Origin of the sequence: Komagataeibacter melomenusus (genome assembly GCF_013155395.1) — a bacterium.
GTDB lineage: Bacteria > Pseudomonadota > Alphaproteobacteria > Acetobacterales > Acetobacteraceae > Komagataeibacter > Komagataeibacter melomenusus.
On record NZ_JABJWC010000008.1, the window covers coordinates 64882 to 85892 of the forward strand.

The 21011-nt window shown below is 61.2% G+C and carries 24 protein-coding genes and 1 pseudogene; 6 read left to right on the top strand and 19 right to left on the bottom strand.

The features are described from left to right. Nucleotides 1–50: 50 nt before the first annotated feature. The 4 genes and pseudogenes from copC to HNW77_RS05165 all read left to right on the top strand — a co-directional run bounded on the left by copC (nucleotide 51) and on the right by HNW77_RS05165 (nucleotide 2415). Nucleotides 51–428 carry a copper homeostasis periplasmic binding protein CopC gene (gene copC / locus HNW77_RS05155; protein WP_010517558.1) on the top strand — a complete coding sequence of 126 codons (378 nt, stop codon included), beginning with the start codon at nucleotides 51–53 and terminating at the stop codon, nucleotides 426–428. After that, on the top strand, nucleotides 425–1315 hold the full coding sequence (locus tag HNW77_RS05160; RefSeq protein WP_034931184.1) for a CopD family protein: 891 nt from the start codon (nucleotides 425–427) through the stop codon (nucleotides 1313–1315). The genes copC and HNW77_RS05160 overlap by 4 nt, the downstream gene beginning before the upstream one ends. A 179-nt stretch (nucleotides 1316–1494) precedes the next feature. Then, a pseudogene (locus HNW77_RS18145) lies at nucleotides 1495–1686 on the top strand (LysR family transcriptional regulator); the annotation flags it as partial. 84 nt (nucleotides 1687–1770) lie between these two features. After that, entirely contained in the window at nucleotides 1771–2415 is a 645-nt protein-coding gene (locus tag HNW77_RS05165; protein ID WP_228120804.1) for a LysR family substrate-binding domain-containing protein, read from the top strand. A 1-nt stretch (nucleotide 2416) separates the two neighbouring features. Here HNW77_RS05165 and HNW77_RS05170 read toward each other — a convergent pair whose 3' ends face one another. From HNW77_RS05170 to HNW77_RS05225, 12 genes are all read right to left on the bottom strand, one after another. Next, nucleotides 2417–2656, bottom strand: coding sequence for a DUF2274 domain-containing protein (locus HNW77_RS05170; RefSeq protein WP_007397926.1), 240 nt, complete (start codon nucleotides 2654–2656; stop codon nucleotides 2417–2419). Beyond that, nucleotides 2653–3852 (bottom strand): TrbI/VirB10 family protein, encoded by a 1200-nt coding sequence (locus HNW77_RS05175; RefSeq protein ID WP_029329795.1) that lies wholly within the window; start codon nucleotides 3850–3852, stop codon nucleotides 2653–2655. The genes HNW77_RS05170 and HNW77_RS05175 overlap by 4 nt, the downstream gene beginning before the upstream one ends. After that, nucleotides 3849–4850 (bottom strand): P-type conjugative transfer protein TrbG, encoded by a 1002-nt coding sequence (gene trbG, locus HNW77_RS05180; protein WP_007397924.1) that lies wholly within the window; start codon nucleotides 4848–4850, stop codon nucleotides 3849–3851. Before trbG ends, HNW77_RS05175 begins: the two co-directional genes overlap by 4 nt. Beyond that, nucleotides 4847–5530: a conjugal transfer protein TrbF gene (gene trbF, locus HNW77_RS05185; protein WP_007397923.1), complete on the bottom strand. Its 684-nt coding sequence runs from the start codon at nucleotides 5528–5530 to the stop codon at nucleotides 4847–4849. Before trbF ends, trbG begins: the two co-directional genes overlap by 4 nt. A 5-nt stretch (nucleotides 5531–5535) precedes the next feature. Beyond that, nucleotides 5536–6963: a P-type conjugative transfer protein TrbL gene (trbL, locus tag HNW77_RS05190; protein ID WP_034933517.1), complete on the bottom strand. Its 1428-nt coding sequence runs from the start codon at nucleotides 6961–6963 to the stop codon at nucleotides 5536–5538. 5 nt (nucleotides 6964–6968) lie between these two features. Further along, nucleotides 6969–7772 carry a P-type conjugative transfer protein TrbJ gene (trbJ, locus tag HNW77_RS05195; protein ID WP_034933520.1) on the bottom strand — a complete coding sequence of 268 codons (804 nt, stop codon included), beginning with the start codon at nucleotides 7770–7772 and terminating at the stop codon, nucleotides 6969–6971. Next, nucleotides 7769–10222: a conjugal transfer protein TrbE gene (gene trbE / locus HNW77_RS05200; protein WP_172155843.1), complete on the bottom strand. Its 2454-nt coding sequence runs from the start codon at nucleotides 10220–10222 to the stop codon at nucleotides 7769–7771. The genes trbJ and trbE overlap by 4 nt, the downstream gene beginning before the upstream one ends. A 15-nt stretch (nucleotides 10223–10237) precedes the next feature. Next, complete coding sequence (locus HNW77_RS05205; RefSeq protein ID WP_007397919.1) at nucleotides 10238–10516, bottom strand: VirB3 family type IV secretion system protein; 279 nt, start codon at nucleotides 10514–10516, stop codon at nucleotides 10238–10240. After that, on the bottom strand, nucleotides 10516–10884 hold the full coding sequence (locus HNW77_RS05210; RefSeq protein ID WP_034933525.1) for a TrbC/VirB2 family protein: 369 nt from the start codon (nucleotides 10882–10884) through the stop codon (nucleotides 10516–10518). Before HNW77_RS05210 ends, HNW77_RS05205 begins: the two co-directional genes overlap by 1 nt. Further along, on the bottom strand, nucleotides 10881–11885 hold the full coding sequence (gene trbB / locus HNW77_RS05215) for a P-type conjugative transfer ATPase TrbB (protein ID WP_082770880.1): 1005 nt from the start codon (nucleotides 11883–11885) through the stop codon (nucleotides 10881–10883). Before trbB ends, HNW77_RS05210 begins: the two co-directional genes overlap by 4 nt. 145 nt (nucleotides 11886–12030) lie before the next feature. Further along, nucleotides 12031–12477, bottom strand: a complete 447-nt coding sequence (locus HNW77_RS05220; RefSeq protein WP_010517994.1) for a hypothetical protein — start codon at nucleotides 12475–12477, stop codon at nucleotides 12031–12033. Nucleotides 12478–12484: 7 nt separating this feature from the next. Further along, nucleotides 12485–14476 (bottom strand): conjugal transfer protein TraG, encoded by a 1992-nt coding sequence (locus tag HNW77_RS05225; RefSeq protein ID WP_010517992.1) that lies wholly within the window; start codon nucleotides 14474–14476, stop codon nucleotides 12485–12487. A 288-nt stretch (nucleotides 14477–14764) separates the two neighbouring features. On the opposite strand from HNW77_RS05225, the gene HNW77_RS05230 reads away from it, so the two are divergent. Beyond that, nucleotides 14765–15019 (top strand): type II toxin-antitoxin system Phd/YefM family antitoxin, encoded by a 255-nt coding sequence (locus tag HNW77_RS05230; protein ID WP_010517990.1) that lies wholly within the window; start codon nucleotides 14765–14767, stop codon nucleotides 15017–15019. Further along, the gene (locus tag HNW77_RS05235; protein ID WP_007397912.1) at nucleotides 15019–15447 is read left to right on the top strand and encodes a type II toxin-antitoxin system VapC family toxin; all 429 of its coding nucleotides are present in this window, start codon (nucleotides 15019–15021) and stop codon (nucleotides 15445–15447) included. Before HNW77_RS05230 ends, HNW77_RS05235 begins: the two co-directional genes overlap by 1 nt. Nucleotides 15448–15460: 13 nt before the next feature. On the opposite strand, the gene HNW77_RS05240 is transcribed toward HNW77_RS05235, so the two are convergent. The 7 genes from HNW77_RS05240 to HNW77_RS05270 all read right to left on the bottom strand — a co-directional run bounded on the left by HNW77_RS05240 (nucleotide 15461) and on the right by HNW77_RS05270 (nucleotide 20943). Then, nucleotides 15461–17200, bottom strand: a complete 1740-nt coding sequence (locus HNW77_RS05240) for a relaxase/mobilization nuclease domain-containing protein (protein ID WP_172155845.1) — start codon at nucleotides 17198–17200, stop codon at nucleotides 15461–15463. 289 nt (nucleotides 17201–17489) lie between these two features. Then, complete coding sequence (locus HNW77_RS05245; RefSeq protein WP_241694312.1) at nucleotides 17490–18167, bottom strand: lytic transglycosylase domain-containing protein; 678 nt, start codon at nucleotides 18165–18167, stop codon at nucleotides 17490–17492. A gap of 43 nt (nucleotides 18168–18210) precedes the next feature. Then, nucleotides 18211–18549 (bottom strand): DUF736 domain-containing protein, encoded by a 339-nt coding sequence (locus tag HNW77_RS05250; protein ID WP_172155849.1) that lies wholly within the window; start codon nucleotides 18547–18549, stop codon nucleotides 18211–18213. A 1-nt stretch (nucleotide 18550) separates the two neighbouring features. Further along, nucleotides 18551–19108, bottom strand: a complete 558-nt coding sequence (locus tag HNW77_RS05255) for a S26 family signal peptidase (protein ID WP_172155851.1) — start codon at nucleotides 19106–19108, stop codon at nucleotides 18551–18553. Next, nucleotides 19105–19602 (bottom strand): DUF2840 domain-containing protein, encoded by a 498-nt coding sequence (locus HNW77_RS05260; RefSeq protein ID WP_172155853.1) that lies wholly within the window; start codon nucleotides 19600–19602, stop codon nucleotides 19105–19107. Before HNW77_RS05260 ends, HNW77_RS05255 begins: the two co-directional genes overlap by 4 nt. Then, entirely contained in the window at nucleotides 19599–20684 is a 1086-nt protein-coding gene (locus tag HNW77_RS05265; protein WP_196781822.1) for a replication initiator protein A, read from the bottom strand. The genes HNW77_RS05260 and HNW77_RS05265 overlap by 4 nt, the downstream gene beginning before the upstream one ends. A gap of 7 nt (nucleotides 20685–20691) precedes the next feature. Beyond that, a complete protein-coding gene (locus tag HNW77_RS05270) occupies nucleotides 20692–20943 on the bottom strand; it encodes a helix-turn-helix transcriptional regulator (protein WP_007397904.1) in 252 nt (83 codons plus the stop codon). Nucleotides 20944–21011: the final 68 nt, after the last annotated feature.

A 21011-nucleotide genomic window follows, 5' to 3' on the forward strand; every position in this document is an offset into this window, starting at 1 on the left:
GAAAATATTTGTCTTTCTGCTGTAATTCACACCAAGCAAGGAAAGTAAACATGACTTCTATCCGTAAAATCGTTGCCTCTATGTGTCTCGCAGGGAACTTCGTTCTGCAGATGGCGGACCCTGCCTATGCACATGCCCACCTGAACGCCGAAATACCCGCTGCGGATAGCACGGGAACGGCGCCGCAGAGCCTGACGCTAGGCTTTACTGAAGCAGTAGTTGTCAAGCTCACCGGCGTCGTTGTCACTGGCCCCAAGGGTAATGTTATAGAAACAGGAAACGTTTCCCTGTCGGATGACGGCAAGACTCTGACGATCCCGCTCAAAATTGACCTCGTGCCTGGACGATATTCCGTAACCTGGCACGCCCTTGCCGTCGATGGACACAAGACTCATGGCGTCTACGGGTTCACAGTTACTAACCGATGACACCGGATGCTTTCCTGATCCTATGTCGCGCCGCACGAGACAGCCTGGCGCTCTTTCTTACAGGTAGCCTGCTTTTTGCAGGGTGGCTGGCTCCGCGCAAACTCGGAAACGCACTCTCTGCCCGCCTGGGAAAGTTTTGGGCATGGGGGAGCGTTTTTACGACGGTAATCGTCGTTGCAACACTGCCAGCCGAAGTCTCCGAGGTCGGAGATGGATGGCAGGATGCCTTCTCGCCGACTTTAAGCAAAGCCGTGCTTGTTGACACCACCATTGGACAGGCATGGATCATTCAGGCCGTAGCTGGCGTCTGTCTTCTACTTCTAACTTGGCGTAAATGCGGCGCGGTCCTGTCGGTCATACCCGCATGCGTGCTTCTGACGGCGACAGCCTTGACAGGTCACGTGCGCATGATCGGTGTGGGCGCGATGTTCTTCCAGGCCGTGCATTTGCTTGCAGGTAGTTTCTGGTGCGGGGGCCTCATCCCCGTTGCCATGCTTGTCAGTGATACACGAAAAAAGAAGTGGGATTGCTCCATGCAAGTGGCGTTAGCACGGTACTCGGCTGCGGGGCATATCGCGGTGCTTCTGGTCCTGCTTACCGGCTCTGGACTCGGCCTGAATATCCTGGGGGGATGGCCGAAGCATGTCACTGTCTATTCTACACTACTCATTCTCAAGCTGGGATTAACGAGCGGTATGGTCTGTATCGCCTGCGTCAACCGCTATGTATACGTGAAAAATCTACGCCAGAAAAGAAACATTACGGTTAGCCTTAAATATCTTCAACGCGGAACAATAGCCGAAATTGCACTTTCTATTGCTGTTATTGCAATTGTTGCCGTTGCTGGGAGAATGGACCCGACAATCTTATCTCTGCCTACAAACTAGAGTCATGCGCGCATATCTATAGATGCGAATAAATATATCTAGGTATTAATTGTGGTATATAAGACACATATAAATATTACATTATATTTTTCATGTATACATAAATTATATTATTGTGCGTTACAACACTCACACTACAAACTGTCGAATTTTAATTTGTATGAGAGGAAAGAAATGGAATGGTAAGACACCCTCCTCTTGATCTACGGGAACTGCAATGCGTATGCGCAATTGCTCTTCAAGGAAGCATCCATGGCGCGGCACGCGCTCTAAATTCCAAACAGTCCGCAGTCAGTCGTTCACTTCGGCTACTTGAGGAGCGCGTCGGAATTCAGCTTTTCCGCAGGACATCATCTGGCACAACGCCTACGCCAGTCGGCGAAGCATTCCTCCGACAAGCTGAGGCTCTGTTGCACGACACAAATGCTCTTTATGAATATACTCGGAGATGCGCCTTGGGTGAAAGCGGTATCGTATCAATAGGAATACAAAGTAATGTACCGCCAGGACGGGTGTCGGCCTTCATCGAACCGTATAGAATTCTTTATCCCGGTATTTCGTTTATATATCGTGACGTATCCAAGAGAGATGTAATTTCGGCTCTTTTCGACGGTATCGTTGATTTAGTAATTATAGCCCTTCCGCTGAACGAATCTTGCGCAGCTACCTTACCACTGTGGAGCGATCGAATTGTCGCTGTGACACCGACAAACCATCCTCTTGCTTCGTCTGTCACGACATGTTGGAGCGATTTACGGGAAGAAACTTTTGTCTTCGGTAACGATGATACAGGAGAGGACATGTCTACACTGTTAAAACGCAAAGCAAGCATTGCTGGCTTTCTACCAACAGTGTGTAGGGAAGAAATCATAAGTCTGCGGACGATCGCTCTCGTCATTAACGGACATGGTATTACGCTCATGCCGGCTGGCTGGCTCGCATTTTTTCCAGGTACGATCCTTGAGCAGGTAACTGTGCTAGAAGTGCGCGACGGCGACGGTTTTTCACATCTTGATTACGGCATTGGATGGCGCGATAGAAATTTGTCGACCGTCGCACATAAAATACTTGTTTTCTTGGGAAAGCAGAATCTCGAATAGACTAAGTTTCTCTGCTTACTATCTGCTTAGCTCGCGCACGCTTAAGCTTCGCGAAAGCTCGATCAGATGCAATGAATCCACGGATCATGTGCGGCACGAGACGGGTTGGATCGACGGGCTGACCATTCTGGCTGACCAGTGCTGCGTAAGTCACCAGATCACGATGGAGGTCCGCCGGTAAGTCCACGGGCATGCGGACCGGCTTTTCATCCGGAATTTCAGTGATGCGCAGCGTTGTCATGGTGCTGTTTCCTTTGCGTGGCGAGGTTGCAGGACAAGGTCGCGGTTAAGGATCAAGGTGAAAGGCAGCCCCGGCCGGTCGGTTAGGGTCGGCTGGATGTTGAGGCTGCGATCAACCAACCGGTTACCAACCATGGAAAACCCATTGCTGGCCCCAGAACGGATGGCCTGCGCCAGATTGTTCTCGCTCTGACTGGTTCCGGCCTCTGATCCGACGCTCAGGAGCGTGGTCACGATGGCAGCCCTGAAAAGCTGGCCCCAGTGGTTGTTCACTTCATCGGACAGGCCGGACTGGCCGATGGCGTCGCCACCGGGCAGTTTTTCCAGCACCAGGCTCTCGCCGTTCGGGTAAATCAGCCGGGTCCAGATGATCTGGGTACGCTGCTGCCCGAAAGAAATGCCGCTGTTATAGGCCCCGAACAGCAGGCTTCCCTGCGGGATCAGCAGGAAACGACCGGTCGGGCTGTCATAGACGTTCTGCGTGACATGGCCAGTAATCTGACCCGGAAGGTCAGAGCTGATTTTCGTGTTCAGCGCCCCCGCGATGACAGTGCCCGCCTGAAGGATATAAGGCGAAGCTGACGGCATGATGCGATCCGGGCTGGTCGTCGCGCGGTCAGGCTGGCCTGCCAGAAAGGCACGGTTGCCTGATTGGGCGTCGGTCGAAGAAGATGGATTTGCCTGGGACGCAGATGCACCCGATGTGGGCGGAGTTGCCTGGTCGGTACCCCGGTCGCGTTCTCCCGTCTGCACGAACAATTTGCTGGCGATTGCGGCCTCGACCTCCTGCGCGGCACGGCGGTCGTCGCCACCCGAGGCTGCCTTTCCCTGCTCCTGTGCGTGGAGGATGGTATGCCCCAAATCACCGGGCAGCGCTGGTCCCAGCTTCGGCACATCCTTGCCGACATAGTCGGACGGCAGTCCCGCCAGCCCGTCGGCAGAGGGACGCACATCCGCGTCCTGCGCGGCAGGCGTGGATGACACCCGATGGCTTGCCTGAAGGGCATAGCCCAGCGCGAAGGCCACCGCGATCATGCCAACCCCGCCCAGCGACCAGACCACGGTGCGGGAAAGCCGCACGACACGCGGTCGTTCCGTCCGCAGACGCAGATCAGGTGGCGGCGGTGATGCTGCGGAATTTCCCCCTGTGGCCGGAGCCGCAGAATTTTCTCCCACTGTGTGAGCCTGCCCGGTCATGACTTCCTGCCGTCAATGCGGACAATGCGCACCCGCTGCTCGGAATGCTTATCGCCCAGCCGCAGTTCAGCGGCGGCGAACAGCCGATCCACGATCATCCAGTTCTGCCGCACCCGGTAATTGACCAGTTCCGGGCCGCCATCCGCCCCCAGCACGAAGAGCGGCGGCAGTTCCCCCTGCCCGATCCCGGATGGAAAAGCGATATAGACCTTGTGACCGTCATCAAAGGCCCGGCCGGGTAACCAGGGCGGCGTGCCGCCTTTCACCGGCTGGATGGCATAGCGGAAATTCAGGGTATCGAGATTCAGCCCCGCGTCCACTGGGGCAGAGTCATCGGCCGCGTCGTCCTGCCGGTGCAGGGCAATCAGATCGTCCTCGGGATAGTTCCACGAGACCGACGCCATGTATGTGGGGGGTGTTGACCTCAATTCCGCCAGATAAGTCCGTCGGTCAGTATTGATGATCAGATTAGTGGTCAGATCCGGCCGGGTCGGCTTCACCAGGATATGGATGCGTTTGGTCGCCCCTTCTCCGCTTTCGGTGTCACCGATGACCCAGCGCACCGTATCCCCAGCAGCAACTGGGCCGGTGCCCACCAGTTTTTCACCCTGCTGGAGCATGATGTCCGTGATCTCGCCTGGCGAGGTATAGACCTGATAGAGGGCACCCGGAGAATAGGGATAGACCTGCACCGCATTGATGAAACCGGCCCGCGTCGGCTGGATGCGCGCCGCCAGATTAGCCTGGGTCACGCGCGTGGTCGGATCAGTAACCTCGGGGACCGGATGGGCCGTGCGTCGTGACGGCAGTGGCTTGAACTGGCCCGGCAGAGGAAGTGGCTGTGGCACCTCCACCACCTGCACGGGCTTCGGTGGATCGGGAATTCTCGTCGCGCGCGCGGCGTCATCGTACCGGATGACGGGCGGATGGTAACTGCCCGCGCAACCGGCAAGCGAGAGCAGCGCCACAGGAAGGGCTGCGAAAATGAAGCGCGTCATTGACCAAGCTCCTTCGACCAGTTGATGGCGGAGACGTAGATTCCGAGCGGATTTTTCCTGAGATGGTCGGCATCGCGTGGCGTGTGCAGAACGACCGACACGATGGCGGTCCAGCGTTCGGTGCCGGTGAACGCGCCGTCGCGGTAATGGCGCTCGCTCCAGGCGACACGGAAGCTGCCGGGAGACGCCCGGATCACCGAGGCGATGTCCACCTCGACCTGCTCATGCCCGATGCGCGAGAACGGATCATTGAGGCGGGCATAATCGTTAAGCGCCTGAGCGCCCGACGTGGTGGTGAAATCATAGGCGCGTAGCCAGTTCTGCCGCACCACCACAGGGTCCGACGACAGAGCGCGCACGTCATGAACGAACTGCGCCAGATACCAAGCGATCTGCGGATCGGCGGGCATATAGCCCGCTATCGCGGGGGCCACGACCTGCGCCTGCCCCAGCCGATCGACCTGCACGACCCACGGCGTGATGGTACCGCGCGCGGACTGCCAGACCAGCCCTACGCCAAGGCCTGCGGACAGAAGCAGAGAGCCGAACGCCATCAGCCGCCAGTTACGGGCCTGTACACGGGCGGAGCCGATGCGCTCGTCCCAGACTTGCGCGGCTTTCTGATAGGGCGTGACAGGCTCGGGCGTGGTCCCGTAGCGGGTGGTGGAGCGACGGAACATCGTCCTCATTCCTTTTCCGACAGATCGATGGAGGAAGATCCGCCCCCGCCATCGGCGGAGCGGATAACATGGGCGGCCTCAGCAGCATGAGCGGCGGCATTGCGGCGCTTCATCTTCTGAGCCCAGCGGGGCGGTTCGCCGGAACCGCCACCATCTCCACCAGACGGACCCTCACCGGTAGGGCCGCCACCCGTGGGGCCATCCCCTTCTCCGGCAGGACCACCGCCTCCAGAAGGTGCCGGTCCGTTATCCCCGGCTCCGCCTTCGCCTCCCTCCCCCATCCCGCGCGCGGCCCAGCGTCCACCGGCGGCATAGCTTTCCTTGAGGGATGAACCGGCACGCGAAGCCGCCCCTTTGACGGCATTCGCGACATTTCCACCGACGGCCCGGCCCATGCCTCCGATCCCGGCGGCCATGCTGCCCGCGCCGCCAGACGCGCCTGCGGCTCCGGCCGAATAGGCGGAGGTAGCAGCCCCGGCAATCGCGGCCCCTCCCCGCGCGGCGGCAGCCGTGGCGCCGAGGGCTGCGGCACCACCGGAAGCAACAGCCCCGACACCGGCCGCCGCAGCAGCACCCATGGCGCCAACCGCCATGCCGGTACCGACTGCCGCTCCCGCGCCAAGCTGCGGTGCGCCGGAAATCAGCCCATTGGCGATGCTGCCGCCAAAAATGGACAGGCCGACAATTGCAAGGGAGGCCAGCACCACCGAGACGGACTGCCCGATCGTGGGAACGTCGCTGCCGTAGGAGGTTGAGAACTGGGCGAACAGAACCGACGCGATAGCGGAAATGACCGCCAGCACCATGATCTTCACACCCGACGAGACGACATTGCCCAGCACCTTTTCCGCCAGAAAGGCGGTGCGGCTGAACAGGGCGAAGGGGATCAGGATGAAACCCGCCAGCGTGGTCAGCTTGAATTCGATCAGGGCAACAAAAAGCTGCACGGCCAGAATGAAGAACGCCGCGAGCACGATCAGCCACGACAGACAGAGCACAAAGATCTGAATGAAGTTCGTAAAGAAGGCGACAGGACCAAGGAGATTATGGACTGAATCCAGAAGCGGCTGGGCTGCATCGAAACCCGTGGATGCCAGTCGGCCGGGCCGCAGGAAGTCTCCGAGTGCCAGATTGCCGCCACCGGCTCTCAGGCCAAGGGCCGCAAAACTGTCAAAGACGGTCTTCGACAGACTGGAGAAATTGCTGATCAGAAAGGAAAAGAATCCGATATAGAGCGTCTTCTTCACCAGACGCTGGATGATGTCCTCATCAGCAGCCCAGGCCCAGAACAGGCCAGCCAGCGCCATATCCAGCACGGACAGTGTTCCTGCTAGTGAGATCACATTCCCCTTCACCAGACCGAAGCCGCTGTCGATGGTGGTGGTGAAGGTATTCAGGAAAGTGTCGATAACGCCCACATTGCCCATCGCCATGGCGGTCAGTTCCCGCTGCTGCCGAAAATGGACACCGTGCCGGGCACATAGGCGTCATGCTGTGAAAAATGCTGATACTGGGCTTCACTTTCCGCTTCCGTCGCAGCATCGCGCGCCTGTTGCAGGGCTGTGGCGCGGCCATTGGCAGCAAGTTCGGCCTGAATGTCGGATAACTGACGGGACTGTAGCGCCAGAAGCTGGTTTCCTGCCTGCGCCGCCTGCAACGCGCCCGTGGAGGTCTGGCTGGAAGAGACAAGCTGGGTCATGGCCGAACTGTCGCTGGGGATGTTTCCTACCACCCGAGCCTGAAGCTTCAGGGCATCTTCGAACCCGCCCACGGAATTCTGCCACCGTGTCTGTGCCTGGCTGAACAGGGCACTGTCTGACATGCCGGACGAGATTGAGGTGTACGCCTGCTGGTATTGCTGCTCGACCGAGGTCACCGAATAAGCGATGTTCTGTGCCTGCGCGAGCAAGGCTGTTGTCTGGGAAATCGTTGATTGCAGCGTCGACAATGTCGACAGTGGCAGGCTCGCCAGATTACGGCCCTGGTTGACCAGCATCTGCGCCTGATTGGCAAGAGATGTGATCTGGTTGTCGATCTGCTGAAGCGTGCGGGCCGCGATCAGCACGTTCTGGACGTGGTTCGCCCCATCATAGACCGCCCATTGGGCACGGGCCGGTCGTGAAAGGTCGAACGTTGCACCGAATGCCAGCGTAACAGAGGCGACAAGAGCAGTGCGATGGAAATGTTTTTCTCTCACACGCGCAAAAAAATCGGTCCGAAGCTGGCAATGTCTTTCCGTCATGGCACGTCCTCCGCCCCGCGATCGTCGCGCAACAGATCCGCCGCCCATGACACGCCCCGCGCGTCAAACCACGCGAGGAGAAAACCGTCCCGGCCGTGTTCCGCCAGCACTGCATCGATCAGCTTGTGATCGTCCTTCCCTGATGCTGCGCATAAGGCGAGTGCGACAGGCCCGAGCCCCAGTTCGAACAGGCGATTGCCGCGTTGCGTCTGGCAGTAATAGTCCCGCTTCGACGCGGCCCGCGCGATGATGGCGATCTGTCGGTCGTTCAGGCCAAAATCCCGATAGAGCGCCATGATCTGCGGCTCGATCGCCCGCTCGTTAGGCAGGAATATCCGTGTCGGGCAGCTTTCCACCACCGCCGGAGCAATGCGGGAATTGGCAATATCCGACAGGGACTGGGTGGCGAAGATGACGCTGGCGTTCTTTTTGCGCAGGGTTTTCAGCCACTCTCGCAACTGGCCGGAGAAATCCCCGTCATCGAGAACCAGCCAGCCCTCATCGATGACCAGCAGGGTCGGCCGGCCGTCCAGACGGCCTTCGATGCGGTGGAACAGGTACGACAGAACGGAGGAGGCCGCGCCCGAGCCGATCAGACCTTCGGTTTCGAACACCACCACATCGGCATCCCCGATACGCTCGGCATCCGCATCCAGGAGGCGGCCGTAGGGACCACCGAGGCAGTAGGGCGCCAACGCCTGCTTCAGGGCGTTGGACTGGAGAAGCGCGACCAGGCCGGACAGGGTCCGCTCACGGGCAGACGACGATGCCAGCGAATTCAGAGCCGACCAGAGGTGAGACTTCACCTCCGGGGTCAGCGCCACCCCCTCGCCGACAAGGATCTGACCGAGCCATTCACTGGCCCATTTGCGCTCATCCGGATCATCGATCCGCGCCAGCGGCTGAAGTAATACGCCGCTGCCCTCTTCTCCAGACAGATCGGCATCTGTCAGTCCACCCCCGAGATCGCGCCAATCGCCTCCCATCGCCAGCGTTGCCGCGCGCATCGACCCGCCAAAATCGAAGGCAAAAATCTGCGATCCCGCATAGCGACGGAACTGGAGCGCCATGAGCGCCAGCAGCACGGATTTACCTGCCCCGGTCGGTCCCGCGATTAGCGTATGACCCACATCGCCGACATGCAGGGAAAACCGGAACGGCGTGGCCCCTGCCGTTTTGCCATAAAACAGCGGTGCGGCCTTGAAATGCCCATCCATCTCCGGCCCTGCCCACACGGCGGAAAGCGGAATCATGTGCGCCAGATTCAGGGTCGAGATCGGGGGCTGCCGCACATTGGCGTAGACATGCCCCGGCAGAGATCCCAGCCACGCCTCCACCGCGTTCAGGCTTTCCGCCATGCAGGTGAAGTCACGGCCCTGAATGATCTTTTCCACGAGGCGAAGTTTTTCCGCCGCTATGCTGGCGCTGCCATCCCACACCGTCACCGTGGCCGTGATGTAAGCCTGCCCGACATCATCCGCGCCCAGCGACTGCAACGCCAGATCGGCATCGGCTGCCTTGTTGGCGGCATCGTTATCCACGAGAACTGACGCCTCATTGGTCATCACTTCGCGGACAATGGCTGCGATACTCTTGCGCTTTGCGAACCACTGGCGCCTGATTTTCGTCAGCACCTTGGTGGCGTCGGTCTTGTCCAGCAGGATGGCGCGGGTGGACCAGCGATAGGGCATGGCCAGCCGGTTCAGGTCGTCCAGGATTCCGGGGAAAGTCCGCGACGGGAAACCCGTAATGGTCAGGGTTTTCAGGAAGGCATCGCCCAGCCTTGGCTCCAGACCACCCGAAAGCGGCTGGTCCACCAGCAGGGCATCCAGATGCATCGGAATTTCCGGCACCCGGACCCGCTGGTTCCGGGTGGAGATGGTACTGTGCAGATAAGTCAGCATCTCACCGTCATCCAGCCATGCCGCCTCGGGCATGAAGCCATCCAGCAAGGCCAGCATCCGATCCGTGCGGTCCACGAACGTATGGAGCATGCCATGCGGATCGGGACCATCGCGTTCCCTGCCTTCATAGAGAAAACGCTCGGCGCGACCTGATGATTCCGCCGGTGGCAGCCAGACCAGGGTCAGAAAATACCGACTCTCGAAATGCGCGCCCTCATCCTCGAACTGCTCCCGGCGCTCCAGGTCGACCATCTGGCTGGCTGCGTCGGGAAAGTCACCGTCAGGATAGAGTGTCGCCGGGACGCGCTGCGCTTCCACGAACACCGCCCAGCCTGAGCCAAGGCGACGGAGCGCATTGTTCAATCTTCCGGTCACACCGACCAGTTCCGCTGGTGTTGCGCTATCGAGATCGGGACCACGTATTTTTGCGGTGCGCTGAAAACTGCCGTCCTTGTTCAGGACGACGCCCTTTTCGACCAGCGCGGCCCAGGGCAGGAAATCAGACAGCAGGGAGTTTCGGTTGCGATATTCGCCAAGGGACATCATGGCCCTGTCCTCCCTCTACGCACGAAGCCAGGCGGGATAACGGAGATGCCGTCGTCCCACCTCGATGAAGACCGGATCGCGTTTCGCACCCCAGACCGCGAGCCCATGGCCGACGATCCAGAATGCGGCCCCGATCAGCCACAGCCGCAGACCAAGGGCGATCGCTGCCGCCAGCGTGCCGTTGGCGATGGCAACGGCGCGGGGCGCACCACCGAGCAGGATGGGATCGGTCAGCGAGCGATGCACCGGGACATGGAAGCCCGGCACGGCATCATCGTCATATCCCACGGCCATCAGATCAGCGCCCCACCGGAGAACGAAAAGAACGACAGGAAGAAGCTGGACGCGGCAAAAGCAATGGATAGACCAAAGACAATCTGGATCAGGCGGCGGAACCCGCCGGATGTTTCCCCGAAGGCCAGCGTCAGGCCGGTCACGGTAATGATGATCACCGAGATGATTTTGGCGACCGGTCCCTGCACGGATTCCAGAATCTCGTTGAGCGGGGTTTCCCACGGCATGCTGGATCCTGACGCCCATGCCGACGACGCGAAAGCAAACGACAGCAACAGGGACGTTCCGAATACACGGAGATCCCGCACATGCCAGTCAGGACGTGCGACAGCGCACACGACGGCGCGCAGACGTGAAGGCGGCCTCATGATGACTCTCCATTGGCAGAGCAGGATGTTTCGGGAGACGAGAAGCTGACCGGACGGATGCGATAGGCACCCGTCACGGGATCTAGGCCATCGATTTCTGCCAGTTCGGACAGGTGGCGGGCCGTGCCGCGTCCGGACAGGACCGCGATGACGTCGATGGTTTCCGCGATCATGGCGCGTGGCACTGTGACCACCGCCTCCTGGATCAGTTGTTCCAGCCGATACAGGGCCGCGAGCACTGATCCGGCATGTAGTGTACCGATACCGCCGGGATGGCCGGTGCCCCATGCTTTCAGCAGGTCCAGCGCCTCGGGGCCGCGCACCTCACCAATCGGGATACGGTCGGGCCGCAGGCGCAGGGCGGACCGCACCAGTTCGGACAGGGTTACGACACCATCCCTTGTACGCATGGCGATCAGATTGGGGGCTGTGCATTGCAGTTCCCGCGTATCTTCGATCAGCACGACGCGATCACCGGTTTTCGCGACCTCGGCCAGCAGCGCATTGACCAGCGTGGTCTTGCCGGTCGATGTCCCGCCGGCGACCAGGATGTTTTTCCGTTCCGCGACCGCGCGGCGCAGAAATACCGCCTGCCCCACCGTCATGATTCCGGCGGCGACATAATCGTCGAGGGTGAACACGGCCACGGCGGGCTTGCGGATGGCGAAACTCGGGGCGGTCACGACGGGCGGGAGCAATCCCTCGAACCGCTCACCGGTTGGCAGTTCCGCCGATACGCGCGGTGCTGCCTCATGCACCTCCGCCCCGACATGGTGCGCGACCAGGCGTACGATGCGCTCGGCATCGGCCGGCGTAACCCTGTCGCCGGTATCGCCCAGCCCCTCGGACAGGCGGTCGATCCACAGCCTGCCATCGGGATTGAGCATCACCTCGACAATGGCAGGATCAGCGAGGTGCCGGGCAATCGCCGGTCCCATCGCCGTGCGCAGCATGGACATGCCGCGTACCGTGGCCCTTTCATGGATGCTGGAAACTGACATGATTTTCCCCGCTATGAGCCGAACACGATGCGCGGACAGCAACGGGGCAATTAAGAAAGGCAGGAAACCACGCGGTTCAACAGGAATTCATGCGTCGTAGGGCGGTGGGGAAACGTAGGGCAAAAATACTTGCAGGGTGCGGAAATTACGAATCCGGTTCATCCTGTAAGGCAGGATCGGAAACATCGTCTGGAATTTCCTGCTGGAGTCTCGGTCCCTGGGCCAGCCTGCGACCGAGGGCCGAGACAAAATTATCGTAACGCGCCCCGGCCTGCGCCCGTGCTGCCCTGGCAGCCGGTTCAGGCAAGGGCGGGGTCGTGGTGAGCCAGAAGCGGATGAACAGCGCCAGGGTCTCCACCGTGATGCCGATATCGCGCTCCAGCCGCGCAAGACGCCGGTCCTGCCGGTCGAGGCGCTTCGATGTTGCAGCCTCGCGGCGCTCCTCCCCGTCGGGCGACAGAAAGGAAGCGACGGCAGCCTCCACGATCAGGGACATCGGCTGCGCACGTCGCGCGGCATAGGCGGAGAGGGTCTTCATCACATCAGGGTCGAGATAGACGGAGATCTGGGCTTTCTTTTTTGCCATCACCATACTTTCCTCACAGTTCCAGCTCGTCGCCACAGTCGAGCGATGCCTGCCGGGCCACACCGCGCATGAGATCGTTCATCCGGTTGTTACGGGGCGCGATGTCGTCGAATTCGTCAGTCGGGTCGGGTGCGAATTCATTTTCCATCGGCTCCTTCTTCTCGACCGTTCCCTCACCCAGTTCTGGCTGACGGCGGCGGGCAGACTGTTTCGGGTCTTCATCCCCCTCGTCCTCCGTCGGCTCCGCCCCGGCATCCGGCGCCGGTGGGCGTGGCGGCAACGGTCGCGTGCTCCAGTCGTCGGGACGGCCATCTTTCGGGCGCGGAAGATCAGGCGGAGGAAGAACGCGCTCGCGGAAGCGGTCATCCTCGAAATAGCGGGCCTTCTTCGCGCGGATCGGATAGAGACCGGAGACCATGACGATCTCGTCCGCTGGCGGGAGCTGCATGACTTCTCCCGCCGTCAGCAGCGGGCGTGCCGTCTCCGAGCGCGAAACCATCAGATGGCCCAGCCAGGGCGAAAGCCGGTGCCCCGCGTAGTTCTTCATCGCCTTCATCTCGGTGGCAGTCCCAAGCGCGTCAGACACACGTTTCGCCGTCCGCTCATCGTTGGTGGCGAAGCTCACCCGGACATGGCAGTTGTCGAGGATCGAATTGTTCGGCCCATAAGCCCGTTCGATCTGGTTGAGGGACTGGGCGATCAGGAAGCTTTTGATCCGGTAGCCCGCCATGAAAGCCAGCGCCGATTCAAAGAAATCCAGACGCCCGAGGGCCGGAAATTCGTCGAGCATCAGTAGCAGGCGCCGTCGCTGTGCCGCAGCCTCCAAGTCTTCCGTCAGCCTACGGCCAATCTGGTTCAGCACCAGCCTGATCAATGGCTTGGTGCGGCTGATATCCGAGGGGGGCACGGTCAGGTAAAGCGTCACTGGGCGGTCCCCTCCAACGATGTCGGCAATGCGCCATTCGCAGCGCCGGGTGACTTCCGCCACCACCGGATCACGGTACAGGCCAAGGAAGGACATGGCAGTGGAGAGCACGCCCGAGCGTTCATTGGGCGATTTGTTCAGCAGCTCGCGCGCGGCCGATGCAACAACAGGATGTGGCCACTTCTCACCCAGATGGTTTGTCCGCATCATGACCGACAGCGTGGTGGCGATCGGGCGCTTCGGGTCCGACAGGAAATTGGCGACACCGGCGAGGGTTTTGTCTGGCTCGGCATAGAGGACATGCAGGATGGCGCCGACAAGCAGGGAGTGTGAGGTTTTCTCCCAGTGATTGCGCTTCTCCAGACTGCCTTCCGGGTCCACGAGGATATCGGCGACATTCTGGGCATCGCGGACTTCCCACTCTCCACGCCGGATTTCCAGTAACGGGTTATAGGCGGACGAGATCGCATTGGTCGGGTCAAACAGCACGACGCGACCGAAACGGGCGCGAAATCCCGCCGTCAACTCCCAGTTCTCGCCCTTAATGTCGTGGACAATAGCTGAGCCAGGCCAGGTCAGAAGCGTCGGGATGACCATACCGACACCCTTGCCACTGCGCGTTGGTGCAAAGGTCAGGACGTGCTCCGGTCCGTCATGGCGCAGATAGGCCTTGCCATACCGGCCAAGCACCACCCCATCCGGGTCAAGCAGCCCGGCTTTCGCGATCTCGTCCGGGTCCGCCCAGCGTGCCGACCCGTAGGTTTCGATTTTCCTGGCTTCACGGGCGCGATGGACCGACAGCGTCACGGCGGCGGCGAAAGCCAGCACCCCACCCGATCCGGCCATCCACGCCCCGCGCGCAAAGACGTTCGGGGCATAGGCGTCGAATTCGAACCACCACCAGAAAAACAGCGGCGGCGCGTAGACCGACCAGTGATGGAACAGCACGAACCAGGGCCGACCGAGTTCAGGCTGGAAGCCCAGTTCCCAGGCCGTCCATTGGGTCGCGGCCCACCAGGACAGGACGACAATGGACAGGACCACCGCGACCTGTCCCCATTGAATTTTGGTTCCCGGCATTTTCGATTCCTCCTTGCGCAGGAACAGGTCGGGCGGCCATTTTCCGTTCCGCAAGGGCTTTTCCCGCGTCGTCGCATCCCGGCGCATGGCAGGGAAAAAATACTTGTCCGGTGCGGCCCAGACCGTCATCACATTGAGCGAAGGTCGCGGGAGTCGAATGATAACCGGGTCTTGTGGCTGGACGGGTGCTGCGGCCAACGATGATGCGAACCCCGACCAGACATGGATTTTCTGGCACTCCCTCTCATTATGTAGTAATGTTCCTACATTGCAGTCTGGAGGCCGGACATGAGCATCACCACACTTTCAAGCCGCGAGTTCAACCAGGACACCAGCCGGGCCAAGAAGGCGGCGGCCGAGGGACCGGTGTTCATCACCGACAGGGGACGCACGGCCCATGTCCTGCTCAGTATTGAGGAATACCGCCGTCTGACACACCATCCGCGCAAGATCGCGGACGCTCTGGCGATGCCGGAAGCTGCGGACATCGCATTCGATCCGCCTCGCGCCAATATCACACTCCGCCCGGCCGATTTTTCCTGATGTTCCTGCTGGACACGAACGTCGTTTCAGAACTGAGAAAAATCCGTGCCGGGAAAGCCGACCCGAATGTCGCGGCATGGGCGGATAGCGTGGAGGCAGAAGATCTGTATCTCTCCGCCATCACCGTCATGGAACTGGAAAACGGCATCCTGCGCGTGGAGCGCCGCGACGGAGCCACTGGCACGATCCTGCGGACCTGGCTGGAACAGCATGTCCTTCCTGCGTTCGAAGGGCGTATTTTTCCCGTCGATACATCCGTAGCCCTGCGCTGCGCCCGGCTCCATGTCCCCGATCCCCGTTCGGAACGTGATGCCCTCATCGCCGCGACCGCGCTGGTTCATGGCAAGACGGTCGTGACCCGCAACGTCGCGGATTTCCTGCCATGCGGTGTCCCCCTGCTCAACCCGTGGGAACCCCAGCCGGACTGACAGGAGCGCTGGTTCACAAACCCAGCCCCCTGTTCCGGGTGAAGCTCCAGTCAATCCCGCCATTGTCGCGCGCGACACCGGAGACGTGCCTGCCCTGCTGCTTCTCCAGCGATGGCGTCCAGGGCACAAGCTGGAACTGAAGCCCGTCATCAATCATCGCATAGCGACCCGAGGCCAGCACCATGCGCTGACGATAGGTGCCGGTGACATACTCCCCCGAACCCGACTGGCTGAATGTCCGTCCCGTCTCGACGGCCAGCCGCTCTCCAACTTCCCGGACCTCCCGGTCCCTGAGCGTCCCGATCAAGTTGCGCGCCAGAACCACCCGCTGCGTGTGACGTTCGGCAAGACCCTGCTCAATCAGTTGCTCCGCCCGGCGCTCCATCGCCTCACGGACCTCGGCGCCAAAGCCCGCCTGCCCCAATGCAACAGGGTCGCGCGCCACTGCCTGCCGGTCGAGCCAGGTGGCCCCTCGCGCCATCACCTGATCCTCGATCGACAGATCAGACCGCACAGCCAGCGCCACACGCCGTTGCCCCTTCCGGTCATCGAAGGTGCGCAGTTCCACCACCGAACCCATTACACTGTCCCCGGTCGCATCGAGATCGGGAAAGCGGATATGATGCGTACGCCCGTCCACGCCGTCGATGACCGCATAGGCCGTGCCTTTCAGTTCATCGTCCAGACCACGATCAACCAGCCTGCCGATGACGGGAACATCCAGGCTTTCGCCCGCCAGCACATAACTCGACGTGCTCCGCTCGATCCCGCGCTCGGCCAGGGAACGGTGAATGCGCTTGATGATGTCGCCGCGTTCGCCCAGTTCACGCAGCGTCGCCTCGGCCGTCTCATCCAGCAACCATTGCCCCTCTCCAACCTGATGGGCGAGACCAAGCCCTTCCAGCCGACGCAGGCGTCCGACCTTCAATGCCCCGAACGGATCGGGCTGCTCACCAGGCGAAGGCGCCGTGTCGATGACGCCATCGCGCCCCGCATCGCGCTGAAGCTGCCGGTCAAGCTGGGTCCAGTATTCGGCATCGACCTGACGTTCGAGGGCGCGGTGAATTTCGATGTCATTGCGCTGCCCGAGTTCCTGCGTCACCAGATCCTGGGCACGGGCGCGCAACCCGTCTTTGATATAATCCCGCGAGATGACAAGGTCGCTGCCATCCTCGGCTACACCGCGCACGAGGATATGGACGTGGGGGTGCTGCGTGTTCCAGTGATCCACCCCCACCCAGTCCAGTTTCGTGCCGAAGTCTTTTTCCATCTGCCCGACCAGTTCGCGGGCATAGCCCTTGAGGTCGGCCATGTCGGGCGCGTCCTCGGGCGAGACGATGAAACGGAAATGGTGACGGTCGTCCTCGCAGCGTTCGGCGAACGCCTTCGGGTCGGCATCGTCGATGCCGGGACCAAAGAGCCGTGCCTTCTCACCGTCCTTCGTGACCCCTTCCCGGCGCAGGTAACGCAGATGGGCGGCGAGCGGCGCCTTGCGCCCGCTATGGCGTACGACACGGGCCTTGACGGTCACGCGGCGGGCTCGGCTGGTCAGCAGGCGATTGGCCCTGGCTGCCGCGATGCGGCCACGCCCGAAGGACGAACGGGAACCACTGCCGTTGCGGCCCGAGCGGAACCCGCCGCCACCGGCACGCTGGGCCGAAGCAAGGGCCTGGGCGACGAAGGGCTTGAGCCGCTGGGCGCGCGGCGAGCGGATGCGACCCAGACGGGGCCGGAAGTCATTCTCGCGGGCCATTGGACCCTCCAATGTGCGAAAAAGGCTGGTGCAACAAAGGAAAACAGGGTCGGCAAACATTGCCAAAGAAGAGGAAACATTGCTGAAAGAACGAAAAAACGCAGGAAAACCGACACCCCAACCGAGGCGCAATGTGCGCCCTTTTATCTCGCCTCTCGCCTCTCGTTCCCCCTGCCCCAGAGCGCCCATTCTCCCTTGCCAGCACCCACCCTGCGATGATGTCCGCTGGCCTGGGCACTACCCATGAACCGTGAAAAACCGATAGAAGCGAGAGCTGCAAAGCGCGCATTCATGGCATTGCTCCCGATGCGGAAGAGACAACGAACAACCCATCCGAAAGCGGCCTGACAGGCGCGAGACCATGCGCGATGATGTCACTTCGAACACCATGCGACGGCAGCTTCATTGCAACCGGAACGCCTTTCCTCGCGTCGTCCGACTGCGCGGCAAAAATCGGCGCACGGGTCCAGAACAGCGGGTCGGGATGCGAAACTGACAGCAATGAATCAGTCCCGCCCTGACCGATCAAAGGCAGCAACCCGGCGACATAGGCGCGCGTTTCGGGTGGCAGCGGACGTTGCCGATCACGGTAATCCTCATAACGCCCCGGTCCGGCATTATAGGCTGCCAGAAAGCCCGGCGAGCCGTAACGATCGTGCATCTCGCGCAGGAACGCAGCGCCCGCGAGAATGTTGTCATGCACATCGAACGGATCGCTTCCCAGACCGTAGCGAGCACGCAGATCGTTCCAGGTCGCAGGCATGATCTGCATAAGCCCGCGTGCGCCCTTTGAAGAAATCGCGTCGGTATCGCCCCCACTTTCTGCGCCCATGACAGCCCGTATCCACGTAGCGGGAATATCGAAACGCTGCACGGCCTCCGCAATGGAAGCCGCATAGGGATCAGCACCGCCGGACACCGAAACAGTTACACTCTGCGCGTGAAGAGCGGCCACAGGGATACCCATCGACGAGATGGTGACAGCGAAGAGAACCGTGCATCGCATTGCCTTACTCCCCACGTTCGGCACGTTTTGACGGGCGCGTCCAGTTCAGCACCCAGACCGCACGCTCCCCACCGGCACGAAAGAGATTGGCCCGGATCGGTTGTGCAAAGGCGGGGTCGTCGAGGGCTACGGCGATGTAGTCACCAGCCCTCTCGCCGGTGCGTTTCCAGCCAGCACCAACCTCCGGGCCATCGGCATCGGTGAGATGGATGCGGTAATCCGGCGCATGTTCGGCGTCGGAAAACTCGGCCGGAACGAGAAGGATATCCTGCACCACGGAGAGGGTACGGATGCGCCCGGCAAAGCCGGTTTTCGTGCGCGTGAAAAGACCGATCTGTGCCATTTCATTGACCTTTCAGGGACGGATTGAAGGTCACGGTGGCAGGCTGCCTGCTCCCGGACGGAAGCCAGACTGGAGTTGCGCGCCCGATGACGGTGGAGAGGGACAACGGGCCGAAATATCGCCCGTCGAGACTGCGTGGCTCAGCCGGGTTCATGACGAAGACCTGGCCAGGAACGAGGTGTTTGCACCCCTGCCAGACGGGCAATGGACAGCCCCTGTGATCGAGGGATTGCGCGTCGCCAGTGAATTTTCCGTCGATGGTTACGCGCTGCCCCGTACGGCACACGGACTGCCCTGCGATAGCCGCTACGGGCTTGAGCAGTGGCACACCGAGAGGGAGATAGCCGCGCGTTGCCAGCAGCATCGCCTCGCGCTCGGGCAGACGGACAGCGACCAGATCACCGACATGCGGCGCGGGAACCGGGTGCAATCGGTACAACCCGACGGGCACGCTTGCCGTCTCGTTCCAGATCAGGCGTGGCGCAGGATGAACGACCATCGACGCGCCCACACCGAGCACGGCGAAATAGGTCGCAAAGAGCCAGCCACGCCGGGTCATGACGTCACCTGCCGCCGCTTGAGCCATGCTGAATGCTGCGCGCGCGTATAGGCACGGGGCTCATGTCCGGCAGTGATGCGATGGTGGAGATGCCGCCAGTATTCGGGCGCCGCGTCCGCCGGATCGAGACCCAGCGCCTCAATGGCATCGACCGCCCGGAGCACATGTTCGACCCTTGGCCAGCTATCCACACGCAGGAGGATTTCGCCGCCAGGACGCACGAACGGCAAAGTCTGGAACACTTCGCCAGCCCTGACCGCGCGCACGATATCCAGCCGGGAGATGGTGATACCGAGGTCATTGGACGCCCAGCGCACGAAGGCGAAAACACTTCCTGGCGCAAAGCTGGAAATGCGGCGGCGGTCATCGAGTATCTGCTCGTCACTGCAATGCCCGAAGCGCAGCCAGTGTTCGATGCGCCTATCGATCCAGGTCAGTTCGACATGTGTCAGTGCCGCCGGATGCCGATGGGAGATGGGAGAGTGCCGGGTCATGGCCCGTCTCCCGGCCCCTTGAAGGGGGCAATGGACGGGCAAGAGGGGTTATCCGCAGAACGGCGCTTCCCATCAACATAAGAGTTAGATTCTAAGTTAGATAAGTTAAGGGCCGGAATCGCCGTTTCAGGCCAAAGACTTAGCTGGGGTTTGTGCGTGTGAAGTCCCGATAGTCCTGCGTGTGATGTCCCGATAGTGGATGCGTGTGAAGTCCCGATACCATTCACATAGTTATCCACAGGATGTGTGGATAAATCAGTTGGCAGGATGCGCAGCAACTCGCGCGCGCCAGCATGCTCAATACCCAGATGATAGCCCGGCAAGGGCTGGGAGGCGGCGGCACGCCGGATCTGAATGGCAAAATCCGAGGGACGCATCAGGCTGCCGGATTTCTGGTGCAGATGCCCGATCTCGAAAGCCCAGCCCGCCTGCTGTCGCCCTGCGTGTTTGCGGGCGACACGGTAGAGCCATCGCTCAATGCCGCCGGTAAGCCGGAAATAGGCCGGGTCGATGGCCAGCACCAGCGACCGGTCGATCACGCCACGATAGAGCCATTCCGGAATGACGATCTCGACGCCAACGGCGCGACCGTTGCGGCTGGCGCAGATTTCCCACTCGGTAATCCAGGAAAACTGCTGACGTCGCCAGTTCTGGCCGTTGCGGATCGTGGTGGCGACCACGGTGGACTGGAGCCGGGCGAGTGCCGCCCTGAGCAGCCGGTAATCCCGTGCCCCGGTCTGTCGGCCAATGCCGGTGAGCAGCTGATAGGGAGTGAAGCGCAGGAAGCGTGACGTTGTCAGGCCGAGATTTTCCGCCTCGACAATCTGGCTGGCGGCCCAGATCAGCACGTCAGCGTCCCAGATCGTCGCCATGCCGTGCTCGGGCATCCCGAACACCTCAACGCGCGTGTCCCCTATTGCGTAGAGGATTGGCGTCGTGCGCTTCGTTTTGGACAGGGAGAAAAACGGTCGCTCCATCAGATCGCGCTGGTCGCGCGGACTGATCTCGCCGCTGGAGACAACGAATGGCAGGAGCCTGCTGCGCTCGCTGGCCGTGAGGGTGTGGCGGGCCTGCATGTCCATCCCCCCCTCACCGGCGATCAAGGCCGGCAGAGCGGGCCTCGTCATAATTCGGATCAGACGTGGAACGGCAGGCGCTGGCGGTAGCCCAGGCGTCGAGGTCGTCGATCAGGTAGACGACACGACCGCCAAGCTTGCGGAAGGTCGGGCCACTGCCATGGCAGCGGTATTTTTCCAGCGTGCGGGGAGAAAGGCCAAGAATCTGCGCGGCCTGATGTGTGCGCAGGTAGCGCGCCGGTGACGGCGCGTGTCGGTCGAACATAGTACGCCTCCATCTGGTCTCGAAGCGCCGCGGGGATGGTGCGGCGGATCGGGATGACGGTGGCGGAG

What these genes read in the sequence shown, in the direction of transcription:
- HNW77_RS05265 (WP_196781822.1), bottom strand. Translation starts at nt 20,684, where the DNA reads ATGGACATGCAGGCCCGCCACACCCTCACGGCCAGCGAGCGCAGCAGG.
- trbG (WP_007397924.1), bottom strand. Translation starts at nt 4,850, where the DNA reads ATGACGCGCTTCATTTTCGCAGCCCTTCCTGTGGCGCTGCTCTCGCTT.
- HNW77_RS05175 (WP_029329795.1), bottom strand. Translation starts at nt 3,852, where the DNA reads ATGACCGGGCAGGCTCACACAGTGGGAGAAAATTCTGCGGCTCCGGCC.
- trbL (WP_034933517.1), bottom strand. Translation starts at nt 6,963, where the DNA reads ATGGCGATGGGCAATGTGGGCGTTATCGACACTTTCCTGAATACCTTC.
- HNW77_RS05255 (WP_172155851.1), bottom strand. Translation starts at nt 19,108, where the DNA reads ATGACCCGGCGTGGCTGGCTCTTTGCGACCTATTTCGCCGTGCTCGGT.
- HNW77_RS05205 (WP_007397919.1), bottom strand. Translation starts at nt 10,516, where the DNA reads ATGGCCGTGGGATATGACGATGATGCCGTGCCGGGCTTCCATGTCCCG.
- HNW77_RS05230 (WP_010517990.1), top strand. Translation starts at nt 14,765, where the DNA reads ATGAGCATCACCACACTTTCAAGCCGCGAGTTCAACCAGGACACCAGC.
- HNW77_RS05210 (WP_034933525.1), bottom strand. Translation starts at nt 10,884, where the DNA reads ATGAGGCCGCCTTCACGTCTGCGCGCCGTCGTGTGCGCTGTCGCACGT.
- HNW77_RS05240 (WP_172155845.1), bottom strand. Translation starts at nt 17,200, where the DNA reads ATGGCCCGCGAGAATGACTTCCGGCCCCGTCTGGGTCGCATCCGCTCG.
- trbJ (WP_034933520.1), bottom strand. Translation starts at nt 7,772, where the DNA reads ATGACGGAAAGACATTGCCAGCTTCGGACCGATTTTTTTGCGCGTGTG.
- trbE (WP_172155843.1), bottom strand. Translation starts at nt 10,222, where the DNA reads ATGATGTCCCTTGGCGAATATCGCAACCGAAACTCCCTGCTGTCTGAT.
- HNW77_RS05235 (WP_007397912.1), top strand. Translation starts at nt 15,019, where the DNA reads ATGTTCCTGCTGGACACGAACGTCGTTTCAGAACTGAGAAAAATCCGT.
- trbB (WP_082770880.1), bottom strand. Translation starts at nt 11,885, where the DNA reads ATGTCAGTTTCCAGCATCCATGAAAGGGCCACGGTACGCGGCATGTCC.
- HNW77_RS05170 (WP_007397926.1), bottom strand. Translation starts at nt 2,656, where the DNA reads ATGACAACGCTGCGCATCACTGAAATTCCGGATGAAAAGCCGGTCCGC.
- copC (WP_010517558.1), top strand. Translation starts at nt 51, where the DNA reads ATGACTTCTATCCGTAAAATCGTTGCCTCTATGTGTCTCGCAGGGAAC.
- HNW77_RS05225 (WP_010517992.1), bottom strand. Translation starts at nt 14,476, where the DNA reads ATGCCGGGAACCAAAATTCAATGGGGACAGGTCGCGGTGGTCCTGTCC.
- HNW77_RS05245 (WP_241694312.1), bottom strand. Translation starts at nt 18,167, where the DNA reads ATGGGTATCCCTGTGGCCGCTCTTCACGCGCAGAGTGTAACTGTTTCG.
- HNW77_RS05160 (WP_034931184.1), top strand. Translation starts at nt 425, where the DNA reads ATGACACCGGATGCTTTCCTGATCCTATGTCGCGCCGCACGAGACAGC.
- HNW77_RS05250 (WP_172155849.1), bottom strand. Translation starts at nt 18,549, where the DNA reads ATGGCACAGATCGGTCTTTTCACGCGCACGAAAACCGGCTTTGCCGGG.
- HNW77_RS05220 (WP_010517994.1), bottom strand. Translation starts at nt 12,477, where the DNA reads ATGGTGATGGCAAAAAAGAAAGCCCAGATCTCCGTCTATCTCGACCCT.
- trbF (WP_007397923.1), bottom strand. Translation starts at nt 5,530, where the DNA reads ATGTTCCGTCGCTCCACCACCCGCTACGGGACCACGCCCGAGCCTGTC.
- HNW77_RS05260 (WP_172155853.1), bottom strand. Translation starts at nt 19,602, where the DNA reads ATGACCCGGCACTCTCCCATCTCCCATCGGCATCCGGCGGCACTGACA.
- HNW77_RS05270 (WP_007397904.1), bottom strand. Translation starts at nt 20,943, where the DNA reads ATGTTCGACCGACACGCGCCGTCACCGGCGCGCTACCTGCGCACACAT.